We start from the raw sequence: 18,768 nt of genomic DNA, 5'->3' as shown, positions 1-18,768 counted from the left end.
CACGTGCAAGGCTTGTATTTCAAGCCGTTACGGAACGACCGAGATCAGTAATTGCATTCCTTCTGAACGATCCTTGATTTTTCCCGCCTCCTGGGTGAACAATCGGTAACGACGCATTAACAAAGGGTCATATCCGCAAGGGCCGCAACGGCCCGCGGGGCACCGACAACAGGGGGAACACGTCATGGCACATATCGTCATTCTGGGCGCCGGCATCGGCGGCCTGCCGGCCGCCTACGAGGCACGGGAGGCATTGGGCGACGAACACCGGATCACGGTGATCAATGCCGAGCCCTATTTCCAGTTCGTTCCCTCCAACCCCTGGGTGGCCGTTGGCTGGCGCAACCGCGACGACATCACCTTCCCGATCGAGCCCTACCTCAAGCGCAAGCAGATCGACTTCATCGCACAGAAGGTCGATCGCATCGATGCAAAGGAAAACCGCCTGGATCTCGCGGACGGCGAGTCGGTGGATTACGACTATCTGATCATCACCACCGGTGCGAAGCTGATGTTCGACGAGGTCGAAGGTGCCGGCCCGCACGGCGGTTATACCGAGTCGGTCTGCACCATCGACCACGCCGAACAGGCCTACGACGACTTCAAGAAGCTGGTGGAAAACCCGGGCCCGGTGATCGTCGGCGCCATGCCGGGGGCCAGCTGCTACGGCCCGGCCTACGAGTACGCCTTCATTCTCGACTCGGCGCTGCGCAAGAAGAAGCTTCGCCACAAGGTGCCGATCACCTTCGTCACCGCCGAGCCCTACATCGGCCACCTCGGCCTGGGCGGCGTCGGTGACTCCAAGGGCATGCTCGAGTCCGAGATGCGCAGCCACGACATCAAGTGGGTCACCAATGCGCGCACCACCAAGGTCGAGGACGGCACCATGCACGTCGAGGAGCTGAACAGCGATGGCGAGGTCAAGCAGACCCACGAGCTGCCGTTCAACCATTCGATGATGCTGCCGGCGTTCAAGGGCGTGGACTGCGTCGCCGAGGTGGAGGATCTCTGCAACCCGCGCGGCTTCGTCAAGGTCGACGACTACCAGCGCAACCCGACCTACAAGAACATCTTCGCCGCCGGCGTGGCCATCGCGATCCCGCCGATCGAGAAGACCCCCGTACCCACCGGTGCACCGAAGACTGGCTACATGATCGAGTCGATGGTCACCGCGATCGTCCACAACATCCAGGCCGAGCTGACCGGCGAGGGCGAGCCGACGTCGAAGGGGTCCTGGCAGGCTATCTGCCTGGCCGATTTCGGCGACCGCGGCGCGGCGTTCATCGCCCTGCCGCAGATCCCGCCGCGCAACGTCAACTGGTTCGCGGCCGGCCGCTGGGTACACCTGGCCAAGATCGCCTTCGAGAAGTACTTCATCCGCAAGATGAAGAAGGGCACCTCCGAGCCGCTGTACGAGAAGTACATCATGCGGGCGATCGGCCTGAACCGACTGGAGAAGTAACGACTGCTGCCCCGCTCGGGCATCGAACGGCGCACCCACGGGTGCGCCGTTTTTTGTTGGCGCCCCAAGACGGATTGCCTCGCCTCGCGACGCATCAGGTAGACTCGGGGCCCGAGGATTCACCGCCGGACGAGACCACCCATGACAGATCATGCGCCCATCCCGACCCACGTGCTCGGCGACCTGTCGGTCGACACCTTTCTTCGCGACTACTGGCAGAAACAGCCGGTGCTGATCCGGGGGGCGATCCCCGGTTTCGAGAGCCCGCTGGCGCCCGAGGAACTGGCCGGTCTCGCCTGTGAGGCCGACGCCCCGTCGCGCCTTATCCTCGAGCACGGCGAGGAGCGCGACTGGCAGCTGAAGATGGGCCCGTTCCGCGAGGACGACTTCCGCGCCCTGCCGGAAGACGGCTATTCCCTGCTGGTCACAGACGTCGAGAAGCTGATCCCCGAGCTGATGGAGCTGGTCGAGCGCTTCCGCTTCATCCCCGACTGGCGCATCGACGACCTGATGATCTCCTACGCCCCGCCGGGCGGCTCGGTCGGCGCCCACATCGACGAGTACGACGTCTTCCTGCTGCAGGCGCACGGCCGGCGCCGCTGGCAGATCGAGAACCCGCCGGTGCACACCGCCTATCGTGAAGGGCTCGACGTGCGCATCCTGACCGAGTTCACCCCAAGCGATGAGTGGGTGCTCGAGCCGGGCGACATGCTCTACCTGCCGCCCGGCATCCCGCACCACGGCGTGGCGCTGGACGACTGCATGACCTACTCGATCGGCTTTCGTGCGCCCACCCAGATGGACCTGGTGGGCGGCGTCTGCGACCGGCTGGCCACGATGGCCACGGAAACCCGTTACGGCGACCCCGACCTGACGGAAAGCGCGAACCCGGGCGAACTCGAACCGGCCACGCGCGAACGCCTGCGCCAGTGGGTACGTGAGGCCATGCGCAGCGACGACGGCCTGATCGACCGCCTGATTGGCGAGACGCTGACCGAACGCCCCGTCGATCATGCCGCCCTCTACCCGCGCTATCACGAGGAGGAGATCGGCGGCATCCTCGACCACCTCAACGAACTGCCCGAATTCCAGCGCACACCGGCATCACGCTGGCTGCTACTGGAACCGACCGGCAACACCCCGGGCTACCTGTGCATCGATGGCCAGAGCCACGAACTGGATAGCGAGAGCCTGCCGCTGGCGCGTTTTCTTAGCCAGCGCATTGTTGTCGACGGCGAGGCGCTGGCCGAACGGGCCAGCAATGCCAGCGCGCGCATCCTGCTCGAGAAGATCCTGACCGCGGGGCAGTTGCTGATCCCCGACGAAGACGAACAAGACTGAGGAGACACCCATGACCCAGCCGTTTGCCACCGAATGGGGCCTGATCGGCGCCGGCGAGATCGGCGGCGTGCTCGCCCACGGCCTGCTCAAGACCGGCCACCCGGTCTTCCCCATCGGCCGTGACACCGACATCGCGACCGCCCTGGCCGCGAAGCCCGACCTAGACGGGCTGCTGGTCGCCGTGGGCGAGAAGGACCTCCAGCCGGTGCTCGAGCAGATACCGAGCGTCTGGTTCAATCGGCTGGTGCTGATCCAGAACGAGCTGCTGCCGGAGGACTGGCGCAAGCACGGCATCGAGACACCGACGGTCGCCTCCATCTGGTTCGAGAAAAAACCCGGCAAGCCGGTCAAGCCGCTGGTCTCCTCGCCGGTGCACGGCCCCAAGGCCGACGGCCTGGTCGCGGCGATGCAGTCGCTCGACATCCCCGCGCATCGGGTGACCGATAGCGATGCGATGCTCGAGGAGCTGGTGATCAAGAACGTCTACATCCTGACCACCAACATTGCCGGCCTCGAGACCGGCGGTGACGTCGAGGATCTTTGGAACAACCACCAGCAACTGGCTCGCAACATCGCGGCAGACGTCATTTCCCTGCAGGAAGCGAAAGTCGGCAAGGCATTCGACCACCAGCGCCTCATCGACGGCATGGTGAAAGGCTTCGACGGCGACCCGCAGCATCAGTGCATGGGCCGTTCGGCGCCGCAGCGGATGGCACGAGCGCTGTCGCAGGCCGAGGAGCTAAACGTGGACATGCCGCACATTGCCGACGTGGCAGCGAAACAGGCCGGCTGAATCGCAGCGATCGCCTGGCGGGAGTCACAGAGAGCGGGATTACCCTGGCCGCCCGTCTCCATCCAGCACGGCCCAGTCCACCGGCGTGGCCCGCCGCACGTCCCGCGTCACCCGGCAGCCGACCACCCGGTGGAGATGCTTCGGCGCCAGGCCGAATCCGGGGCGCACGCTGGCGACGGCATCGGCTGACACCGTATCACCGGCGCGCAGATCCCGCGTGAAGTACAGCGACCGACGGAACTGGGCGTTGCCCTGCTCGCTCGACTTCCTGCCGTAGTCGACTTCTCCCAGCGCCTCCCACGCCGTGTGGGCGCCCTTGCACAGGGCGGCAAGCTCGGCCGGCTCGAGCGAGAAACTATCGTCCGGCCCGCCGCCGTTCCTGTCGAGGGTGAAGTGCTTTTCGATGATCGAGGCTCCCAGCGCCACGCTGGTGACCGCGGTGGTGTTATCGATGGTGTGATCGGACAGGCCGGTGACCAGACCAAAACGCCCGATCATGTCGGCGATGGTGCACAGGTTGTAATCTCCCGGCGGGGCGGGATAACCGCTCACGCAGTGCAGGATGGCAAGCTGGTCGCAACCGGCATCACGGGCGGTGTCGACCGCCTCCTGGATCTCCTCGGCGTCCGCCATACCCGTGGAAATGATCATCGGTTTGCCGGTGCGGGCGACGTAGTCGATCAAGGGCAGGTCCACGGCCTCGAACGAAGCGATCTTGTAGGCCGGCGCGCCCAGCTCTTCCAGCAGATCGACTGCCGTGGCATCGAACGGCGAGCTGAAAATGGTCATGCCGAGCTTGCGGGCGTGCTCGAACAGCGGCTGGTGCCACTCCCAGGGCATGTGGGCCTCTTCGTACAACTCGTAGAGGGTGCGTCCGTCCCACAGGCCTCCCTCGATGCAAAAGTCGGCACTGTCGCTGTCGAGCGTGATGGTATCCGGGCGGTAGGTCTGCAACTTGACCGCATCGGCTCCGGCCGCCTTGGCCTCGTCGATGATCCGGAGCGCCGTCTCGAGGCGACCGTTGTGGTTCGCCGACAGCTCGGCAATGACATACGGCGGCTCGTCTGCCGCAATGCGGCGACCGGCGATTTCGATACTTGGCATTCTCATCGGACCTCAGATCCTGATTCCCGTGACCATTCCGTTGCCAGCAGCCCGAAACCGATGACATCGTGATAGCCACTGCCGTCGAAATGGTGATCACGCAGCCGGGCCTCCTGCCGGAAACCGAGGCGTTCGTGAAAGCGAACCGAGCGCTCATTGTAGGCCAGCGCCTCGCCACAGAGTTTGTGTAGCGTCAGGTCGCGGAACACGTAAGCCAACGTCTGTTCTCCGAGCTGACGACCGCTGCCCCGGGGAGCGTCCGGCGCCAGGTAGAAACCCCATTCCGCCCGCCGGGCGACCTCGTCCACGATCGTCACGTTGACGAACCCGTCGGGCCGCCCCTCTCGTTCGAAGACCAGCAGATGCCTGGCCGGATCGGCGTGAGCACGCTCGAACCACGCCTGGTGCTCGTCCCGGCCGATGACATGCTGGGTGTACATGTATCGACGGACCTCGGGGTGATTCCTCCACGCGAGGACCCGATCCAGATCCCCGGCATGCATGGGCCTCAGACCACTACCCGATTCGCTCGCCATCACGCCTCCTGATTCAGCTGCTGACACACTCTTGCCGCCCCCTGGCCGTCGGTAATCGAGGCACTGGCCCGGGACATGGCGCGCAACGTGCCCGGCCGGGTCCATTCGTTCCAGCGCTCAGGTAGCTCCGCCAGCCCGTCGGCATCATCGAGGCAGATGCAGGCGTCGGCTACGGCCAAGGCCGCGGCGATACCCCGCTGATTTTCGGCCAGCACCACCATCACGGCTGGCAGGCCAAGACAACATCGTTCCCAGGAAGTGCTGCCCGCCGCACCGATGGCAAAGTCCGCCTCGGCCATCCGCTGCGCCATGTCGGGGATATCGACCATCACCCGTGTCGGTCTCGGCATGGCGGCGGCCTGATCCTGGACCTGTCGCAACCACGGGGCGTTACCGCCCATCACCACATCGATCTGGAGATCGGACGGCAGGGGCGCGGCACGAAGCGCGTCAAGAACCTTGCCGGTGACGTTGTCCTTGTCCATGCCGCCCATGCTGACCAGCAACCGCTTCAGGCGGGGCGACCGCCGGCGGCGGCGCAGGCTGTCCTCGCGCAGTTGGGCGAACTCCGGGCGCAACAACGCATGTCGCGGTCCGATCAGGAGCCGGCAGTCCTCGGGCACCAGACCGCCGTAGTCGCCCGCCTGGCGACCCAGGTTCTGGTCGAGCAGGACGTCGGCCTGGTGAGAGCGATCGGCCAGGTCGTCCAGCACCATCAACCCGGTGCCCTGTGGCCTCACGGTGGCTTCCCAGCGGGCGTCGAGCGCGTAATGATCGACCACCACCCAGCTCGGATGGAGCCCCTGCAACACCTCGGCCGTCTGCCTGGCATCGGTCTCCCATGAGGCACCCAGCCACGGGGCATGAGCCGGCCCCGCCGCGCTCTGGCCGCCCTGCTCCTCGGAGACCGGCAGGACATGAACCGGAAACCCACGCTCCCGGATGGCATCGACCAGGTGACCGGGATGCTCCCGACAGATGAAGTGGCATTCTCGCCCCTGCCCGCGAAGGGCATCGGCCAGCGTGAGGCAGCGCATCACGTGTCCGGTACCGATCTGTAACGAGGCATCGGTGCGAAAGACGATGGTCTCCCCGTCGGTCATCGACTCTCGCCCGCCTCGGCCTGCATGGCATTGAACAGCCATTCGGCCCGACGCCAGTCCTCGGGGGTATCGATGTCCTGCACGCGCTCGCGCGGCAGAACGACCGGGACGGCATCCGAGGTCATCACCGGCCGATTCCCGAGCCACGCCTCGCTTTGCCCCCAGTAGAACTGGCCGGCATCGTGCCACGCCTCCTCCAGGTCCTGGGAGCGGGTCGTCGCGTATTCGGGCTGGAACATGGCGACCCGACCATCTTCGGTGAGCCGCAGGGCACGCTGGATGGGAAAGGCGTAGCTGGTCACGGAGAAGGCGTAATCACAGCCGGTGCGCTCCAGCGCCTCCAACCCACGCCGAAGATCGGCGGCACGAACGAAGGGGGCGGTCGCATACAGGCAACAGACGGAATCGGGCGCCGCGCCGTGCTCCCCGAGCCATTCGATCGCATGGGCGACCACCGGGACCGTGCCGGCATAGTCGTCGGCCAGAGCCTGTGGGCGCCGGAACGGCACCTCGGCCCCGAGGCGCTCGGCCGCCGTGGCGATCTCGTCATCGTCGGTGGAGACGATCACCCGATCGAAACAGCCGCTTGTGCAGGCGGCCTCGATCGACCAGGCGATCATCGGCCTGCCGCAGAACGGCCGGATGTTCTTGCGCGGAATGCGCTTGCTGCCGCCGCGCGCGGGTATGACGGCCACTCTCATGCGGCGAGCGCCCCCGCGAGCGCGGCGACCACCTGGTCCTGCTGCGCCTCGGTCAGGGTCGGGAAAAGCGGCAGACTGATCGCTTCGGCGTAATAGCGCTCCGCTTGCGGGAAGTCACCCGGCTCGAAGCCGAACTGCCGATACCACGGCTGCAGGTGGATCGGGATGTAGTGCAGGTTGACGCCGACGCCCTGCTCCCGCAGCGAGTCGAACACCGCCCGATGACCGGGTTCAATGCGGTCGAGCTCCAAGCGGATGACGTACAGGTGCCGACCCGAATAACCCTCCGGATGCTGCCATGGCGTGATCACAGGCAAGTCAGCAAGCAAGCGGTCGTAGCGCTCGGCCAGCTCGTGACGACGGGCCACGTACGAGTCCAGTCGCTCGAGCTGAGACAACCCCAGCGCCGCCTGCATTTCGGTCATGCGGTAGTTGAAGCCCAGGTCGACCTGCTGGTAGTACCACGGCCCGTCCGGCGCGTGCGTCATGCGATCCGGGTCCCGGGTCACGCCGTGGCTGCGCAGCAGGGCCATGCGCTCGGCAAGTGCCTCGTCGTTGGTGACGGCCATACCGCCCTCGCCGGTGGTGACAATCTTCACCGGGTGGAAACTGAACACGGTGACATCGCTGTAACGGCCGTTACCGATCGGTTCGTCCCGATACCGGCCGCCGATGGCATGCGAGGCATCCTCGATGATGCGGAAACCGTACTGCCGGGACAGCTCGTGAATTGCCGCCATGTCGCATGGCTGGCCGCTCAGATGCACGGCCACCAGCACCTTCGGCAGGCAGTCGTCACGCTCGGCCTGCTCCAGCTTCGCCGCCAGCGCTTGCGGACAGAGGTTATGGGTCCTCGGGTCGATGTCGACAAAGTCGACCTTCGCGCCACAGTAGAGACCGCAGTTGGCCGAGGCCACGAACGTCACGGGCGTGGTCCACAGCCAGTCGCCCTCGCCCAGCCCGATTGCCAGACAGGCGAGATGCAACGCGGAGGTGGCGCTATTGACTGCCAGCCCGTAACGGGCGTCCACCCGCCGGGCCACCGCCTCTTCGAAGCACGGCACCACCGGCCCTTGGGTGAGAAAATCCGAGTGGAGCACCTCCACGACCGCGTCGACGTCCTCCTGGCGGATGTCCTGACGGCCGTAGGGGATCACACGCCCGCCCTCTCGTTGAAAGCGAGGATTTCATCCTCGTCGAGAAAGTGATCGTTGCTGCCCGAGTTGTACTCGAACCCGATCTCGACCGGGCGGCCGGTCTCGCCCAACGAATTGGTCTCGAAGTCATTGTTCCGACCGGTAAAAGTGATCGTCGGCCGGATGACGAAGTGGTCGTCGAATTCCAGGGTCAGGTGGGAGTCGTCCGCCGGGCACATGATCTCGTGGAGTTTCTCGCCGGGGCGGATACCCACGATCCGCTGAGGCAGGTCTGGCGCCAACGCCCGGGCCAGGTCGGTAATGCGCACCGACGGCAGCTTGGGCACGTAGATCTCCCCGCCGTGCATGCGCTGGAACGCGCTGATGACCAGGTCGACTCCTTCCTGCAGCGTGATCCAGAAGCGGGTCATGTCCTCGTGCGTGATCGGCAGGTGGTCCGCCCCCTCGGCAATCAGACGACGGAAGAACGGCACCACCGAGCCGCGGGATCCCACGACGTTGCCGTACCGCACCACGGAGAACCGCGTCGGGTGCCCGCCGGCCATGTTGTTCGCCGCGACGAACAGCTTGTCCGAGGCCAGCTTGGTCGCCCCGTAGAGATTGATCGGATTGGCCGCCTTATCGGTGGATAACGCGACCACCCGGGCGACGTCGTTCTGCAGGGCGGCCTGGATAACGTTCTCGGCCCCGTGCACGTTGGTCTTGATGCACTCGGTCGGGTTGTACTCCGCCGCCGGAACTTGCTTGAGAGCCGCGGCGTGAATGACGTAGTCCACCCCCTGCATCGCCTGCTGCAGGCGCTCGCGATCCCTCACGTCACCGAGGAAGAAGCGCATGCGCGAATCGGTAAAGCGCTGCTGCATCTCGAACTGCTTGAGTTCGTCCCGCGAATAGACGATCACACGACGCGGACTGTGCTGCTCCAGCAGCGTGGAGACCATGAGCTGGCCGAAGGAGCCGGTGCCCCCGGTGATCAGAATCGATTTATCCTCAAACATCGCTCGTCGTGTTCCTTAAGTGTTCCCTTGCTCAACGGCGGGTTATGTATCCTTGACCTCGGACCGGGCCGCGGACATGGCCCGTCCCGGCCGGTGTCCGGCCGCACCGAACGATCAGCACAGGGACAACCATACATGACGACCGCCGAACGCTCGTCGACTACCGCCCCAGAGCACCGGGAGAGCTTGGAATCCCCCCGCGAATGGCTCCAGACGCAGCAGGGCGACTGGATACTGCCATCCATCAATGCGCGCCATTTCGGGGCGCAGCCAGGCAGCGCTCCGGAGACCGATCAACAGGAAAGCAAGAGCCATGCCCAGACGGTCCTTGCGGAGCACTTCGGCGACCGGTTACACCGGGAAGATAGGCTTTACGTCATCATCGGCAGCGATTCCGGCCAACTGCTGCGCTACATACGCGAACATGCCCCGATGCCGCGGGGCAGCCGCTGGCTCGTCATCGAGCCCGAGGACATCCTCCAGACGCTGCGGCAGAACCCCGCCATCGGCGCACTCTGTGACGAGTTCGTCCAGCTGGTGGGTTTCGACGAATGGCAGGAGCAAGCCGCCCTGCTGCAGCTGCCGGCCTACTTCAGAATCGATGGAGTGATACTGGAACGCTCGCTTGGCGCGCTCGACGGCACCGACCCGCAATACGTCGAGCTCACAGCCCACTTCGATGCACACCTGACGGCAGAACGTTTCCGCACCACCGCCCAGCTCAACGTGGCGCCGTTCATTGAGCCCCACATCCTCTCAGCACCCAATTTCCAAGGTGGCATTGACTCCTTTGAAAAGCTCTTCGTCGGACGACGGGCGGTCATTATCGCCGGCGGTCCGTCACTTGACAGCCAAATCGACTGGCTCCTCGAAAACCGAGACGCCCTATTCTTGATCGCGGTTTCGCGAGTGAGCGCGCGGCTGCTCGAGGCAGGCATCAACCCGGATCTCGTGGTCACCGTTGACCCATTCCCGATAAGCCTGACAGTCAGTCGTCAAATGTTTGACTTCACCGAACGCACGATCCTTGTCACCAGCAGCCATCCATACCCAGCCATAGCCAATCGCTGGCCTCACAGCCTTTTTTGCGTCGGCCCGATCGTCCCTTGGGCGGACGACTCCATCAACACCGGGCGGTCGATCTCGATGAGCGGCCCGACCGTAACCCACATGGCAGCTCAGCTCGCCGTCTTCATGGGGTTCAGCGAGTTGATCTTTTGTGGACTCGATCTGTGTCACGCGCCAGACGGACAGACACATGCCAGCGGCAGCAGTGAAGCGGCCGCCGGCCCGCTGATGGAATTCAGCGCCGTGCCGGTAACGACCAATTCCGGAGAGGCCACCTGGACCACCCCAGATTACTATGCCGGCATTCGAGCAATGGCCGAAATAGCCCGGCAAGCCACCTCCGTGGACTTCATCAATCCAAGTCCAAATGCAGCGGTCATCAAAGACGTCAATCATCAACCGCTCGATACCATCGCGATTCCCGAGCAGACCTTCGACCGAAAACCGCTTGATCGGATACGTGAAAGCGTGACAAAAGAGGCTCGCGAGGCGACGCTCCAGGCTCTTAACCACAGCCTGTCCAATATCCGCGATGAATTGCAAAAGGTGGGTAACCTCGCGCAACTAGGTCTGGAATCCAACCAGGCATATTTCAATTTAATTCACCCCGGCCGTCAGAAGCGTCACAAGCGCCGCATGCAGGCCATCGACCGGCTGTTCAAAGGACGCTTTAAAAGGGCGGCGCGCTTGGCCCAACGAGCTGCGACTCGGGCCATCATGCGGACCGATCTACCGCACGATTTCTTTGCACTCGACCGACAGCAGGCAGAGGAACTAGCCAGTCGCTATTACGACGCCATTCGCGAAGAGGCGCGACGCCTGATCATCCCATTGGAGCTGGCCCAAGAACGGGTAATTACCCGGGAACTCGAACTATCCGATTTAGCGAATGCAGATGAAATAGCACAACGCTACATCGAACATGGCGAACCAGAGCGCATCAGGTGGCTGGAATGCCGTCACGATGGCGCCGATACCTCGGCCATGTGGGAAGCCCGGAGCGCCTATGACGACCGCATCGAGCATCTGCTCGAGAAAGACCGGGAGCGAAACCGACAGAAGCGCTCCCCACGCGTCTCGCTGAGGCAGATTGAACGCCACTTCTCGACCAACAACTCGGAGGCTCTCAGCTCTCTCGCACAGGCTTTGGAACACCATCGAGAGAGCGACATCGCCCGTCCTTACGCCAGTTATGCAAGAGGGCTTGCGGCAGAACTCAGCCAAGATTTGCTCACAGCTGCAGACATGCATGCCGCTGCACTCGAGTGGGCCGATCCGGAACATGATGCGGTACTAATCGAACACACGCTGTTGCGCCTTACACATATCAACATCGAAGCACACAGACCGTCTGATGCTTTAGCGACCTTACAGACCGCTGCAACCATCAACCCCACCCACTGGCGAATGGCCGCGCGGCTAGCACTACTGGAGAATGACGCGGAAGCCGGCATTACCGCCCTGACCCGCCACCTTGAGCAGTTCCCTGGTGATGTCAAACGCATCAAACAAATGGTACGGCTGTTCGTGGCACTGAAGATCCCGGACGGCATCCCGTTCTGCGAGCAATACCTGAACTACTGTGCCCCGGCGGCCCGGAACGAGCTCGAGGCGTTTCTTCAGGAAGCGCGGCTAGCCCTCGACACCCCTGCCGCCCCAACCTAATACAAAAAAAAAGGCCGCCGTCCTCGATGGACAGCGGCCCTTTCCGTGTTCTGAACAGTGTGGCGTCTCTGCAGATCAGGATACCTGATTCTTCAAGTAGGCATCCGAGGCCCGATGGCGTGACAGGCGCAATTCCGCCTCACCGTTCAACTGGCGGCGCGCACGCTCGACAAGCCCGAAAAAACGCTCGAACCGGTTTAGCCAGTCTGATTTGAGTGCCACCAGCCTAGGGTCCCCGAGCTGCTGACGCGACTCCGCTTCGACCACGAGCTCCGCGATCTGCGCCTCAGCCTGATCGAGGCCCTCGGCCATCTCGCTCAGCGTCTCGTCCTGATCACCCGCCTCAATCCGCGAGGCAATCTGGTCCAGGGAGAGAGCCAACCCATCGAGCTCTTCGATTGAAGCTTCGATCGACGATACGTCCGTCATCAGTTGCCTTCCTCCGGTCACCACGGATCCAGACGTTAATATGCATCTGTCGGGAGTCAGATCCGACTAGTCGGCACAGTCCTTTCAGCTCGCCTGGGCCATCTGAGCGACTTCCGGCTCGATGGCGTCCCAGGCCTCCTTGACCTCGCGGATCAGCGAAGCCACCTCGTCGAAGCCCTCGGCATCACGCTGTGCGCTGGCATCAAGCAGACGACGCTGGCAGTAATCGTACAGCTCGCCCAGACGCTCAGACAATTCCGGGCTTTGCTCTGGGTTCAGGCCATCCTTCAGTCCGCCAAGGATGTTGTGCGCCTTGGTCACGTTGATGCCCTTCTGCTCGAAGTTGCCGGCGAGCATGGCCGCCTTGGCCTGAGCCACCCGCGTGAGAAAGCCCTCGTACAGCATGCCGATCAGACCGTGCGGCGATGCCGACTCGACCTTCGCCTCAAGGTCGATGGACTGGTACTGCGCGTAAGGATTCGCTCGCATGGTTGTCTCCTGAAATCTCTTTTATCTGGCTTGTCGTTCTGAGCGGGAGAAGCGTTGATCCGCGCTCTTCGCTCTACTCAAGTTGATCGGCCAGTCGAGTAAAAACTTGAGGCCTTCACTCCCCCGGATTTTCTCGGGATCAGGAGCCCACATCGATGCCAATCCGGCTGAGATAGCTTGCGGAGGACTGAATGTTCTGCACGATCTTGTCCATGGCGGTGAACTGCTTGGTCAGGCTTTCCTGGTAATTCTCCATCCGCCGATCCAGCGCCGCCCGCTGGTCATCGATGCGGTCGATCGAGCGGTTCAAGCTGTCCGTGCGGTTGTCAAAGATACCGTCGAAGCTCAGGTACGGCTTGAGCAGCTCGTCCACCTGTTGCGAGACCCCGTCGGCCGGGTCCGTAAGAAAGTCTTTCACGGCCTGACTGTCGCTGTTGAGGGCGTTCTCGGTCACCGACTCGTCCAGGGTCATCTTGCCCTCGGAATCGATCTGGATGCCGATCTCGGACAGGTTGTCGATGGTGCCGGTGCCCATATTGTCACCGAGGAGCGATCGCAACCCGCGGTTGATGCCGTTCGCCGTCGCGTCGCCCTGGAGCACCCCGCCCTGCTCGGTCTCCGCGTCATAGGAGGTCAGGCCCCGATAGGTGCTGTTCAACGCGTTGTACTTCTCGACGAAATTGTTAAGCGCCTCGAGTACAGGTGCGTTATCGCTCTCGACGGCCACTTCCACCTGGGTGCCCGGTTCGGCCTGGTTGAGATTGAGGGTCATCCCCTCGACAACCCCTTCGACCACGTTAGTGGAACTGGTGACGGCCATGCCATCCACGGTCAGTTGGGCATCCTGCGCGGCCGTGAGCTCGGTCAGGTTGGCGCTGGCAAGCTGGGAGAGGCCGGCGGCATCGGTGTTGTTGCCATCGTCATCGGTCGCCGTCACGGTCACGGCGTTGGCCGTCCCCGTTTCGCTGGCAGAAAACACCAATCGTGCCTCGGTGCCGCCGGCGCCATCATCCACGTTCAGGATCGAGGCGCGCACCGAGTCATTTGTACTCGCGTTATTGACCTTGTCACGGATATCGGCCAGCGAATCACCCGCGGCCACGGCGACGCTGAACGAGCTGCTGCTGGTGTCGAACGTCAGCTGCCCGGACCCGACGGTCGCGGTCGAATCCGCAAAACCAGTCGAAGCCTGCTTCTGAGCGGTAGCCAACTGACCGACTTCGACTTGGTACTTCCCCAGCGCCGTGCCGGGCGAGGCCGTGGCTGTGAGGATGTCCTCGTTGCTCGACGATACTGAGCGCGTGCGAAATGTGTCCAGACTGCGCAGATCGAATGCCGCCGAACTCAGCTCGGATGCGGCGCTCTTCAATTTCGAAAGGCCCGACAAGGTCGCCTCGTAGGAGGCTTCACGACTGTTTAGAAGATTCAGTCGCGGGGAGCTCTCCGCACGGACGAGCTGGCTGACAATGCCTTGAATGTCGAGGCCGCTGCCTACGCCGGAAATGGAAAGTCCACTGGAACTGGCCATGGTTACCCTCTCTGCTCAAGATTCGTCGGAAAGGAGGCTGCCCGCAGGAAGCACATCGGACCAGCGAAGCTCATCGAACTCTCTTAGCCGCTCCCGCATGGCAATGATCTCTTCGGGAGGTATTTCCCGAATAACCTGTTTGTTTGACGGATCAACGACCTTGACGACCACGTCTCCCAGCTTATCGTTCACGGAAAAGTCCAATGCCCTGGGACCAGGCTTCAACTTCTCCTGAATCGCCTCGATAGCCTCCCTTAGCTTGTCTCTTCCACCCTCGAACTGGGAACTGGCGCTCTCAGTTTGCGCGAGCTCGACAGGTCGCGAGCCGGACGAAGGCTTTGGCGGCTGCTCCGCTGGAGCGGCCGTCGAAACCTTCGATTCCACAGGGCGCAATTTGCCCTTTTCTGAAGACAAAAAGGCATCCTGTCCGCTGGCTGCGGACGGGATGCCCATCATGGAAATCAGATTGATCGAACTCATGGGTTCGTCCTCAAGCATCAAGCGGTCACAGCATACACAAACTCAAATTTTAACGACTTGGGTTCAGGTGTGTGACTGTCGGGGTCCGTCCCCACCGCTCTACTGATAAGCCGGGACCTCCTCAGGTCACCGGCTTATCCATTTCCTTTTGGGGTATTAGCCCAGGAGGCCCAGTACCGACTGCGGCGCCTGGTTGGCCTGCGTCAGGACCGAAGTGCCAGCCTGCTGCAGGATCTGCGCCTTGGACAGTTGAGCCGTTTCCTTGGCGAAGTCCGCATCCTGGATGCGCGAGCGGGCAGCCGATTCGTTGACGATGAAGTTGTTCAGGTTGTCGATCGTCACTTCGAAGCGGTTCTGGACGGCACCCAGCTTTGCTCGAGTCGTATCTACCGTGGTGATCGAGCTATCCAGGATATTGACGGCACTCATGATGTCGCCAAAGGAGGCGTTGCTACCGATTGATACAGCTGCGTTCAAGGCTGAACCAATACCCGTGCTGGCAGCGGCGCCGAGGCTAGCCAGGGAGAAGGTAATCTGGTTGTCAGCCGTCGTGTTGGCACCAACCTGGAACTTAGCACCATCGCCGATGGACCCAGCAAGGATCTTCTGACCGTTGAACTCGGTGTTGTTGATGATGCGACCCAGCTCGTCCTGCAACTCTACGAATTCGGTCTGAAGGTTCTGACGATCACTGGAGCTGTTCGAGGCGTTCGCTGCCTGGATCGCCAGATCACGCATGCGCTGCATGGTGTCGGTGAGTGCGCCCATTGCGCCCTCAGCGGTCTGTGCCATGGAGATGCCATCGTTGGCGTTGCGAGCAGCGACTTCGGAGCCACGGATCTGGGTGGTCAGGCGGTTGGTAATTGCCAGACCAGCCGCATCGTCCTTGGCGCTGTTGATGCGCAGGCCGGTGGACAGACGCTCCAGGGAGGTCTGCAGCTGGTTGTTGGTCTGACGCAGTGCGTTCTGACCCTGCAGCGAGAAAATGTTGGTGTTGATGACACTTGCCATGATGAAAAACCCCTTACGACGTTGCGTAAATTCCGGCCCTTGGCCTTTGTTGGACAAGACGCCTTTCAGGTCGCCTTGCTGAGCTTATCGGCTGAGTCTCGAAGAACTTTAATCCCGATTTTCATCCGATTTTCGCTGGATGCCCTTTCGGCTTTTCTCGGGCTTCGGGCCGGTTGGTCACGACTCCCGGATCTGGCATCCGAGAAGGTTGTCGGTCCCGCTCCGTAAAACTTTAGCCCCCTGGCAAAAAAATCCGCTGATACTCGAGATGGCGGGATCACGGGGAACGCCGCGGCCGTTATCCAGGCGCAACAAAAGCCCCCTACACTCGACCGTCAGCCACCCATGGACGAGCAGACGCCGTGTCGCATACCACCTATCACCTTGAAATCCGCCCCACCCTGCCGCCGGCTCTCGCTCGGCTCAACGATCTGGCCAGCAACCTGTATTACAGCTGGTCGCGGCGCACCCGGGACCTGTTCCAGGCGATCGACCCGGCGACCTGGGCGATGGTGGAGGGCAATCCGGTGCGCTTTCTGCAGCTCGTTGCACAGCCCCGACTCGATGCCATGGCGGACGACCCGGCCTTTCTCGCCGAGGTTCGGGCCGTCTGGCAGGAATTCGAACGCTACCTGGGCACCACCCAGCCGGGGCCATTGACGCCGGATGGCAACGACCATCATGTCATCGCCTATTTCTGTGCCGAGTTCGGCTTCCACGAGTCGCTGCCGATCTACTCGGGGGGGCTTGGCATCCTGGCGGGCGATCACTGCAAGGCCGCCTCCGACCTCGGCTTGCCGCTGGTGGGCATGGGGCTGCTGTACCGGCAGGGCTATTTCCAGCAGTACATCGATGCCGAGGGCCGCCAGCAGGCGCGCTACGCGGATCTGGACTTCGAGCATCTGCCCATCCGGCCGCTTTACCGTGACGGGCAACCGGTGCGGGTGTCGGTGGGGCTGCCCGGGCGGCAGGTGCGGCTGCAGGTCTGGGAAGCCCGCGTCGGCCGGGTGTCGGTCTATCTGCTCGATGCCGACGTCGAAGACAACGAACCGGCCGATCGCAAGATCACGTACCGTCTCTACGACAGCGACCCGCGCCGTCGGCTGGAACAGGAAATCCTGCTAGGGGTCGGCGGGGTAAGAGCCTTGAGCGCTCTCGAGATCGAACCCGGTGCCTGGCACATCAACGAGGGACACGCCGCGTTCTCGATACTCGAACGGGTAGCGACTCTGACCGCCGAGGGACTGGGCTTCGATACCGCCCTCCAGGCCGTCGCCGCATCAACGGTATTCACCACCCACACGCCGGTTCCGGCCGGTCACGATCGATTCGCCGCGGACCTGATCAGCGAGTATTGGGATGCGTGGCTGCCGGGATTGGGCATCGACCGAGCGGCGCTGCTGGCCCTGGGTCACGATCCCGCCAACGACGGCCATCACTTCAACATGACCGCGCTCGCCATCCGCGGCTCGCGCCAGTGCAACGGCGTCTCTCGCATCCACGGCGGTGTGGCCGCCCGGGTGGCGCGGGGTTTCTGGCCCGAAATCGAGCCTGAGGAAAACCCCATCACCCACGTGACCAACGGCGTGCACGTCGAGACCTTTCTCTATCGCGATCTGGCACGCCTGTTCGATGCCACGCGTCTGGATTGGCGCGACCATCTCCACGAGGCCGGCATCGGTTCGCTGGTGGAAAAGACCGAGCCGGCACGCCTGTGGTCGCTGCACCTGTCGGCCAAGGCCGAACTGGTGGACGACCTCAAGCGACGTCTCCAACGACAGGCGGAACGCTGGACTCAGAGCGACGTACGGCTCAGGCAGCGCGAACAAGTGCTCGAGCGGCCGCTCGACGAGTTTCTTCTGGTGGGCTTTGCCCGACGGTTCGCCACCTACAAGCGGGCCACCTTGCTATTCGAGGATCGCGACCGACTGGCCCGACTGATCGCCAGCTCGTCACGCCCCGTGCTGTTCGTCTTCGCCGGCAAGGCCCACCCGGCCGACGAACCGGGCCAGGCCATGATGCGCACCATTCACGAACTGGCCGACGACCCCCGCTTCACCGGACACGTGCTGCTGATCGAGGGCTACGACATGGGACTGGCGCGCCGCCTGGTGGCCGGCTGCGACATCTGGCTCAACACGCCCGAATACCCCATGGAGGCATCAGGCACCTCGGGTCAGAAGGCAGGCATCAACGGCGTACTCAACCTGTCGATCGCCGACGGCTGGTGGGCGGAAGGCCACGAGCAGGACGAGAGGGCGGCCAACGGCTGGTCGGTGGCACCCTACCCGTCCACCCCCGACCGCCTGCAGGCCGAAGCCTGGGATCTGCTTACCGTGCTGGAACACGAGGCGATCCCGCTGTTTGACCGCCGGGACGATCAGGGCCTGCCGCGCGACTGGATCGAATGGCAACGTCTGGCCATCGCCACGATCCTGCCGCGATTCAATGCCGCGCGGATGGTCCGCGACTATGCCGAGCGTCACTACCATCCCGCCGCCCGTGCCGGCCGGATGATGGCGGCCGACGCATTCGCATCGGCACGGGAGCGTGTCGTCTTCGAGAAAGCTCTCGCCGATCACTGGAACGACGTGGAGGCCCGAATCGTCCGCGTGCCGGACGCCGTCATCGAAAGCGGGGCCGCGGCGGTGATCGAGATCGAGCTCGTCAGTCCCGGCCTGCTACCGGAAGGGCTTCGCTGCGAAGCGGTGCTCGACACCATCGAGACACGCCGCGTCATTGCCGGCGAACGGGTCGAACAGGCAGCAGATCGGTGGCTGGGTCGCCACCGGATCACCCTGCCCGCCGATCTGGGCGGGGAAATCGACTATCGCCTGCGGATCGTGCCGACCCACGAGACGCTGCTGCATCCCTACGAGCTGGGACGCATGCGCTGGCTGTGA

16 protein-coding genes are annotated in these 18,768 nt (G+C 63.3%); 5 read left to right on the top strand and 11 right to left on the bottom strand.

All coding sequences use genetic code 11. The annotated features are described in order from the left end of the window. Nucleotides 1-184: 184 nt before the first annotated feature. From AWR35_RS08765 to AWR35_RS08755, 3 genes are all read left to right on the top strand, one after another. A complete protein-coding gene (locus AWR35_RS08765; RefSeq protein ID WP_058575579.1) occupies nucleotides 185-1,462 on the top strand; it encodes an FAD-dependent oxidoreductase in 1,278 nt (425 codons plus the stop codon). Nucleotides 1,463-1,603: 141 nt separating this feature from the next. Then, nucleotides 1,604-2,803, top strand: a complete 1,200-nt coding sequence (locus AWR35_RS08760) for a cupin domain-containing protein (protein WP_058575578.1) — start codon at nucleotides 1,604-1,606, stop codon at nucleotides 2,801-2,803. Nucleotides 2,804-2,813: 10 nt separating this feature from the next. Further along, the gene (locus AWR35_RS08755; RefSeq protein WP_058575577.1) at nucleotides 2,814-3,596 is read left to right on the top strand and encodes a hypothetical protein; all 783 of its coding nucleotides are present in this window, start codon (nucleotides 2,814-2,816) and stop codon (nucleotides 3,594-3,596) included. A 39-nt stretch (nucleotides 3,597-3,635) separates the two neighbouring features. On the opposite strand, the gene pseI is transcribed toward AWR35_RS08755, so the two are convergent. Genes pseI through pseB form a run of 6 tightly spaced genes read right to left on the bottom strand, consistent with a single transcriptional unit; the run spans nucleotide 3,636 to nucleotide 9,195 of the window. After that, nucleotides 3,636-4,700 (bottom strand): pseudaminic acid synthase, encoded by a 1,065-nt coding sequence (pseI, locus tag AWR35_RS08750; RefSeq protein WP_348769653.1) that lies wholly within the window; start codon nucleotides 4,698-4,700, stop codon nucleotides 3,636-3,638. Nucleotides 4,701-4,702: 2 nt separating this feature from the next. After that, complete coding sequence (pseH, locus tag AWR35_RS08745) at nucleotides 4,703-5,236, bottom strand: UDP-4-amino-4,6-dideoxy-N-acetyl-beta-L-altrosamine N-acetyltransferase (protein WP_197408182.1); 534 nt, start codon at nucleotides 5,234-5,236, stop codon at nucleotides 4,703-4,705. After that, a complete protein-coding gene (gene pseG / locus AWR35_RS08740) occupies nucleotides 5,236-6,339 on the bottom strand; it encodes a UDP-2,4-diacetamido-2,4,6-trideoxy-beta-L-altropyranose hydrolase (RefSeq protein WP_058575575.1) in 1,104 nt (367 codons plus the stop codon). The genes pseH and pseG overlap by 1 nt, the downstream gene beginning before the upstream one ends. Beyond that, a complete protein-coding gene (gene pseF / locus AWR35_RS08735) occupies nucleotides 6,336-7,040 on the bottom strand; it encodes a pseudaminic acid cytidylyltransferase (RefSeq protein WP_058575574.1) in 705 nt (234 codons plus the stop codon). Before pseF ends, pseG begins: the two co-directional genes overlap by 4 nt. After that, entirely contained in the window at nucleotides 7,037-8,197 is a 1,161-nt protein-coding gene (pseC, locus tag AWR35_RS08730; protein WP_058575573.1) for a UDP-4-amino-4,6-dideoxy-N-acetyl-beta-L-altrosamine transaminase, read from the bottom strand. The genes pseF and pseC overlap by 4 nt, the downstream gene beginning before the upstream one ends. Next, nucleotides 8,194-9,195: a UDP-N-acetylglucosamine 4,6-dehydratase (inverting) gene (pseB, locus tag AWR35_RS08725; protein WP_058575572.1), complete on the bottom strand. Its 1,002-nt coding sequence runs from the start codon at nucleotides 9,193-9,195 to the stop codon at nucleotides 8,194-8,196. The genes pseC and pseB overlap by 4 nt, the downstream gene beginning before the upstream one ends. A 135-nt stretch (nucleotides 9,196-9,330) precedes the next feature. On the opposite strand from pseB, the gene AWR35_RS08720 reads away from it, so the two are divergent. Beyond that, nucleotides 9,331-11,928, top strand: coding sequence for a 6-hydroxymethylpterin diphosphokinase MptE-like protein (locus tag AWR35_RS08720; RefSeq protein ID WP_058575571.1), 2,598 nt, complete (start codon nucleotides 9,331-9,333; stop codon nucleotides 11,926-11,928). Nucleotides 11,929-12,003: 75 nt separating this feature from the next. On the opposite strand, the gene AWR35_RS08715 is transcribed toward AWR35_RS08720, so the two are convergent. The 5 genes from AWR35_RS08715 to AWR35_RS08695 all read right to left on the bottom strand — a co-directional run bounded on the left by AWR35_RS08715 (nucleotide 12,004) and on the right by AWR35_RS08695 (nucleotide 15,865). Next, nucleotides 12,004-12,357, bottom strand: a complete 354-nt coding sequence (locus tag AWR35_RS08715) for a hypothetical protein (RefSeq protein WP_058575570.1) — start codon at nucleotides 12,355-12,357, stop codon at nucleotides 12,004-12,006. 84 nt (nucleotides 12,358-12,441) lie between these two features. Continuing rightward, nucleotides 12,442-12,846, bottom strand: coding sequence for a flagellar export chaperone FliS (gene fliS, locus AWR35_RS08710; RefSeq protein WP_058575569.1), 405 nt, complete (start codon nucleotides 12,844-12,846; stop codon nucleotides 12,442-12,444). A 139-nt stretch (nucleotides 12,847-12,985) separates the two neighbouring features. Beyond that, nucleotides 12,986-14,374: a flagellar filament capping protein FliD gene (fliD, locus tag AWR35_RS08705; protein ID WP_058575568.1), complete on the bottom strand. Its 1,389-nt coding sequence runs from the start codon at nucleotides 14,372-14,374 to the stop codon at nucleotides 12,986-12,988. 15 nt (nucleotides 14,375-14,389) lie between these two features. Further along, nucleotides 14,390-14,854, bottom strand: a complete 465-nt coding sequence (locus tag AWR35_RS08700; RefSeq protein ID WP_058575567.1) for a flagellar protein FlaG — start codon at nucleotides 14,852-14,854, stop codon at nucleotides 14,390-14,392. Between the two features lie 156 nt (nucleotides 14,855-15,010). Then, nucleotides 15,011-15,865: a flagellin gene (locus tag AWR35_RS08695; protein ID WP_058575566.1), complete on the bottom strand. Its 855-nt coding sequence runs from the start codon at nucleotides 15,863-15,865 to the stop codon at nucleotides 15,011-15,013. Nucleotides 15,866-16,227: 362 nt separating this feature from the next. Between AWR35_RS08695 and glgP the strand changes: the two genes are divergently transcribed. After that, nucleotides 16,228-18,768, top strand: coding sequence for an alpha-glucan family phosphorylase (gene glgP, locus AWR35_RS08690; RefSeq protein ID WP_058575565.1), 2,541 nt, complete (start codon nucleotides 16,228-16,230; stop codon nucleotides 18,766-18,768).

The organism is Guyparkeria sp. WRN-7 (genome assembly GCF_001641825.1).
Taxonomy (GTDB): domain Bacteria; phylum Pseudomonadota; class Gammaproteobacteria; order Halothiobacillales; family Halothiobacillaceae; genus Guyparkeria.
This window is presented reverse-complemented; position numbering and strand designations above follow the sequence as displayed.

Coding starts and splice junctions, on each gene's coding strand:
- AWR35_RS08765 (WP_058575579.1), top strand. CDS start 185: ATGGCACATATCGTCATTCTGGGCGCCGGCATCGGCGGCCTGCCGGCC.
- AWR35_RS08760 (WP_058575578.1), top strand. CDS start 1,604: ATGACAGATCATGCGCCCATCCCGACCCACGTGCTCGGCGACCTGTCG.
- AWR35_RS08755 (WP_058575577.1), top strand. CDS start 2,814: ATGACCCAGCCGTTTGCCACCGAATGGGGCCTGATCGGCGCCGGCGAG.
- pseI (WP_348769653.1), bottom strand. CDS start 4,700: ATGCCAAGTATCGAAATCGCCGGTCGCCGCATTGCGGCAGACGAGCCG.
- pseH (WP_197408182.1), bottom strand. CDS start 5,236: ATGGCGAGCGAATCGGGTAGTGGTCTGAGGCCCATGCATGCCGGGGAT.
- pseG (WP_058575575.1), bottom strand. CDS start 6,339: ATGACCGACGGGGAGACCATCGTCTTTCGCACCGATGCCTCGTTACAG.
- pseF (WP_058575574.1), bottom strand. CDS start 7,040: ATGAGAGTGGCCGTCATACCCGCGCGCGGCGGCAGCAAGCGCATTCCG.
- pseB (WP_058575572.1), bottom strand. CDS start 9,195: ATGTTTGAGGATAAATCGATTCTGATCACCGGGGGCACCGGCTCCTTC.
- AWR35_RS08720 (WP_058575571.1), top strand. CDS start 9,331: ATGACGACCGCCGAACGCTCGTCGACTACCGCCCCAGAGCACCGGGAG.
- AWR35_RS08715 (WP_058575570.1), bottom strand. CDS start 12,357: ATGACGGACGTATCGTCGATCGAAGCTTCAATCGAAGAGCTCGATGGG.
- fliS (WP_058575569.1), bottom strand. CDS start 12,846: ATGCGAGCGAATCCTTACGCGCAGTACCAGTCCATCGACCTTGAGGCG.
- fliD (WP_058575568.1), bottom strand. CDS start 14,374: ATGGCCAGTTCCAGTGGACTTTCCATTTCCGGCGTAGGCAGCGGCCTC.
- AWR35_RS08700 (WP_058575567.1), bottom strand. CDS start 14,854: ATGAGTTCGATCAATCTGATTTCCATGATGGGCATCCCGTCCGCAGCC.
- AWR35_RS08695 (WP_058575566.1), bottom strand. CDS start 15,865: ATGGCAAGTGTCATCAACACCAACATTTTCTCGCTGCAGGGTCAGAAC.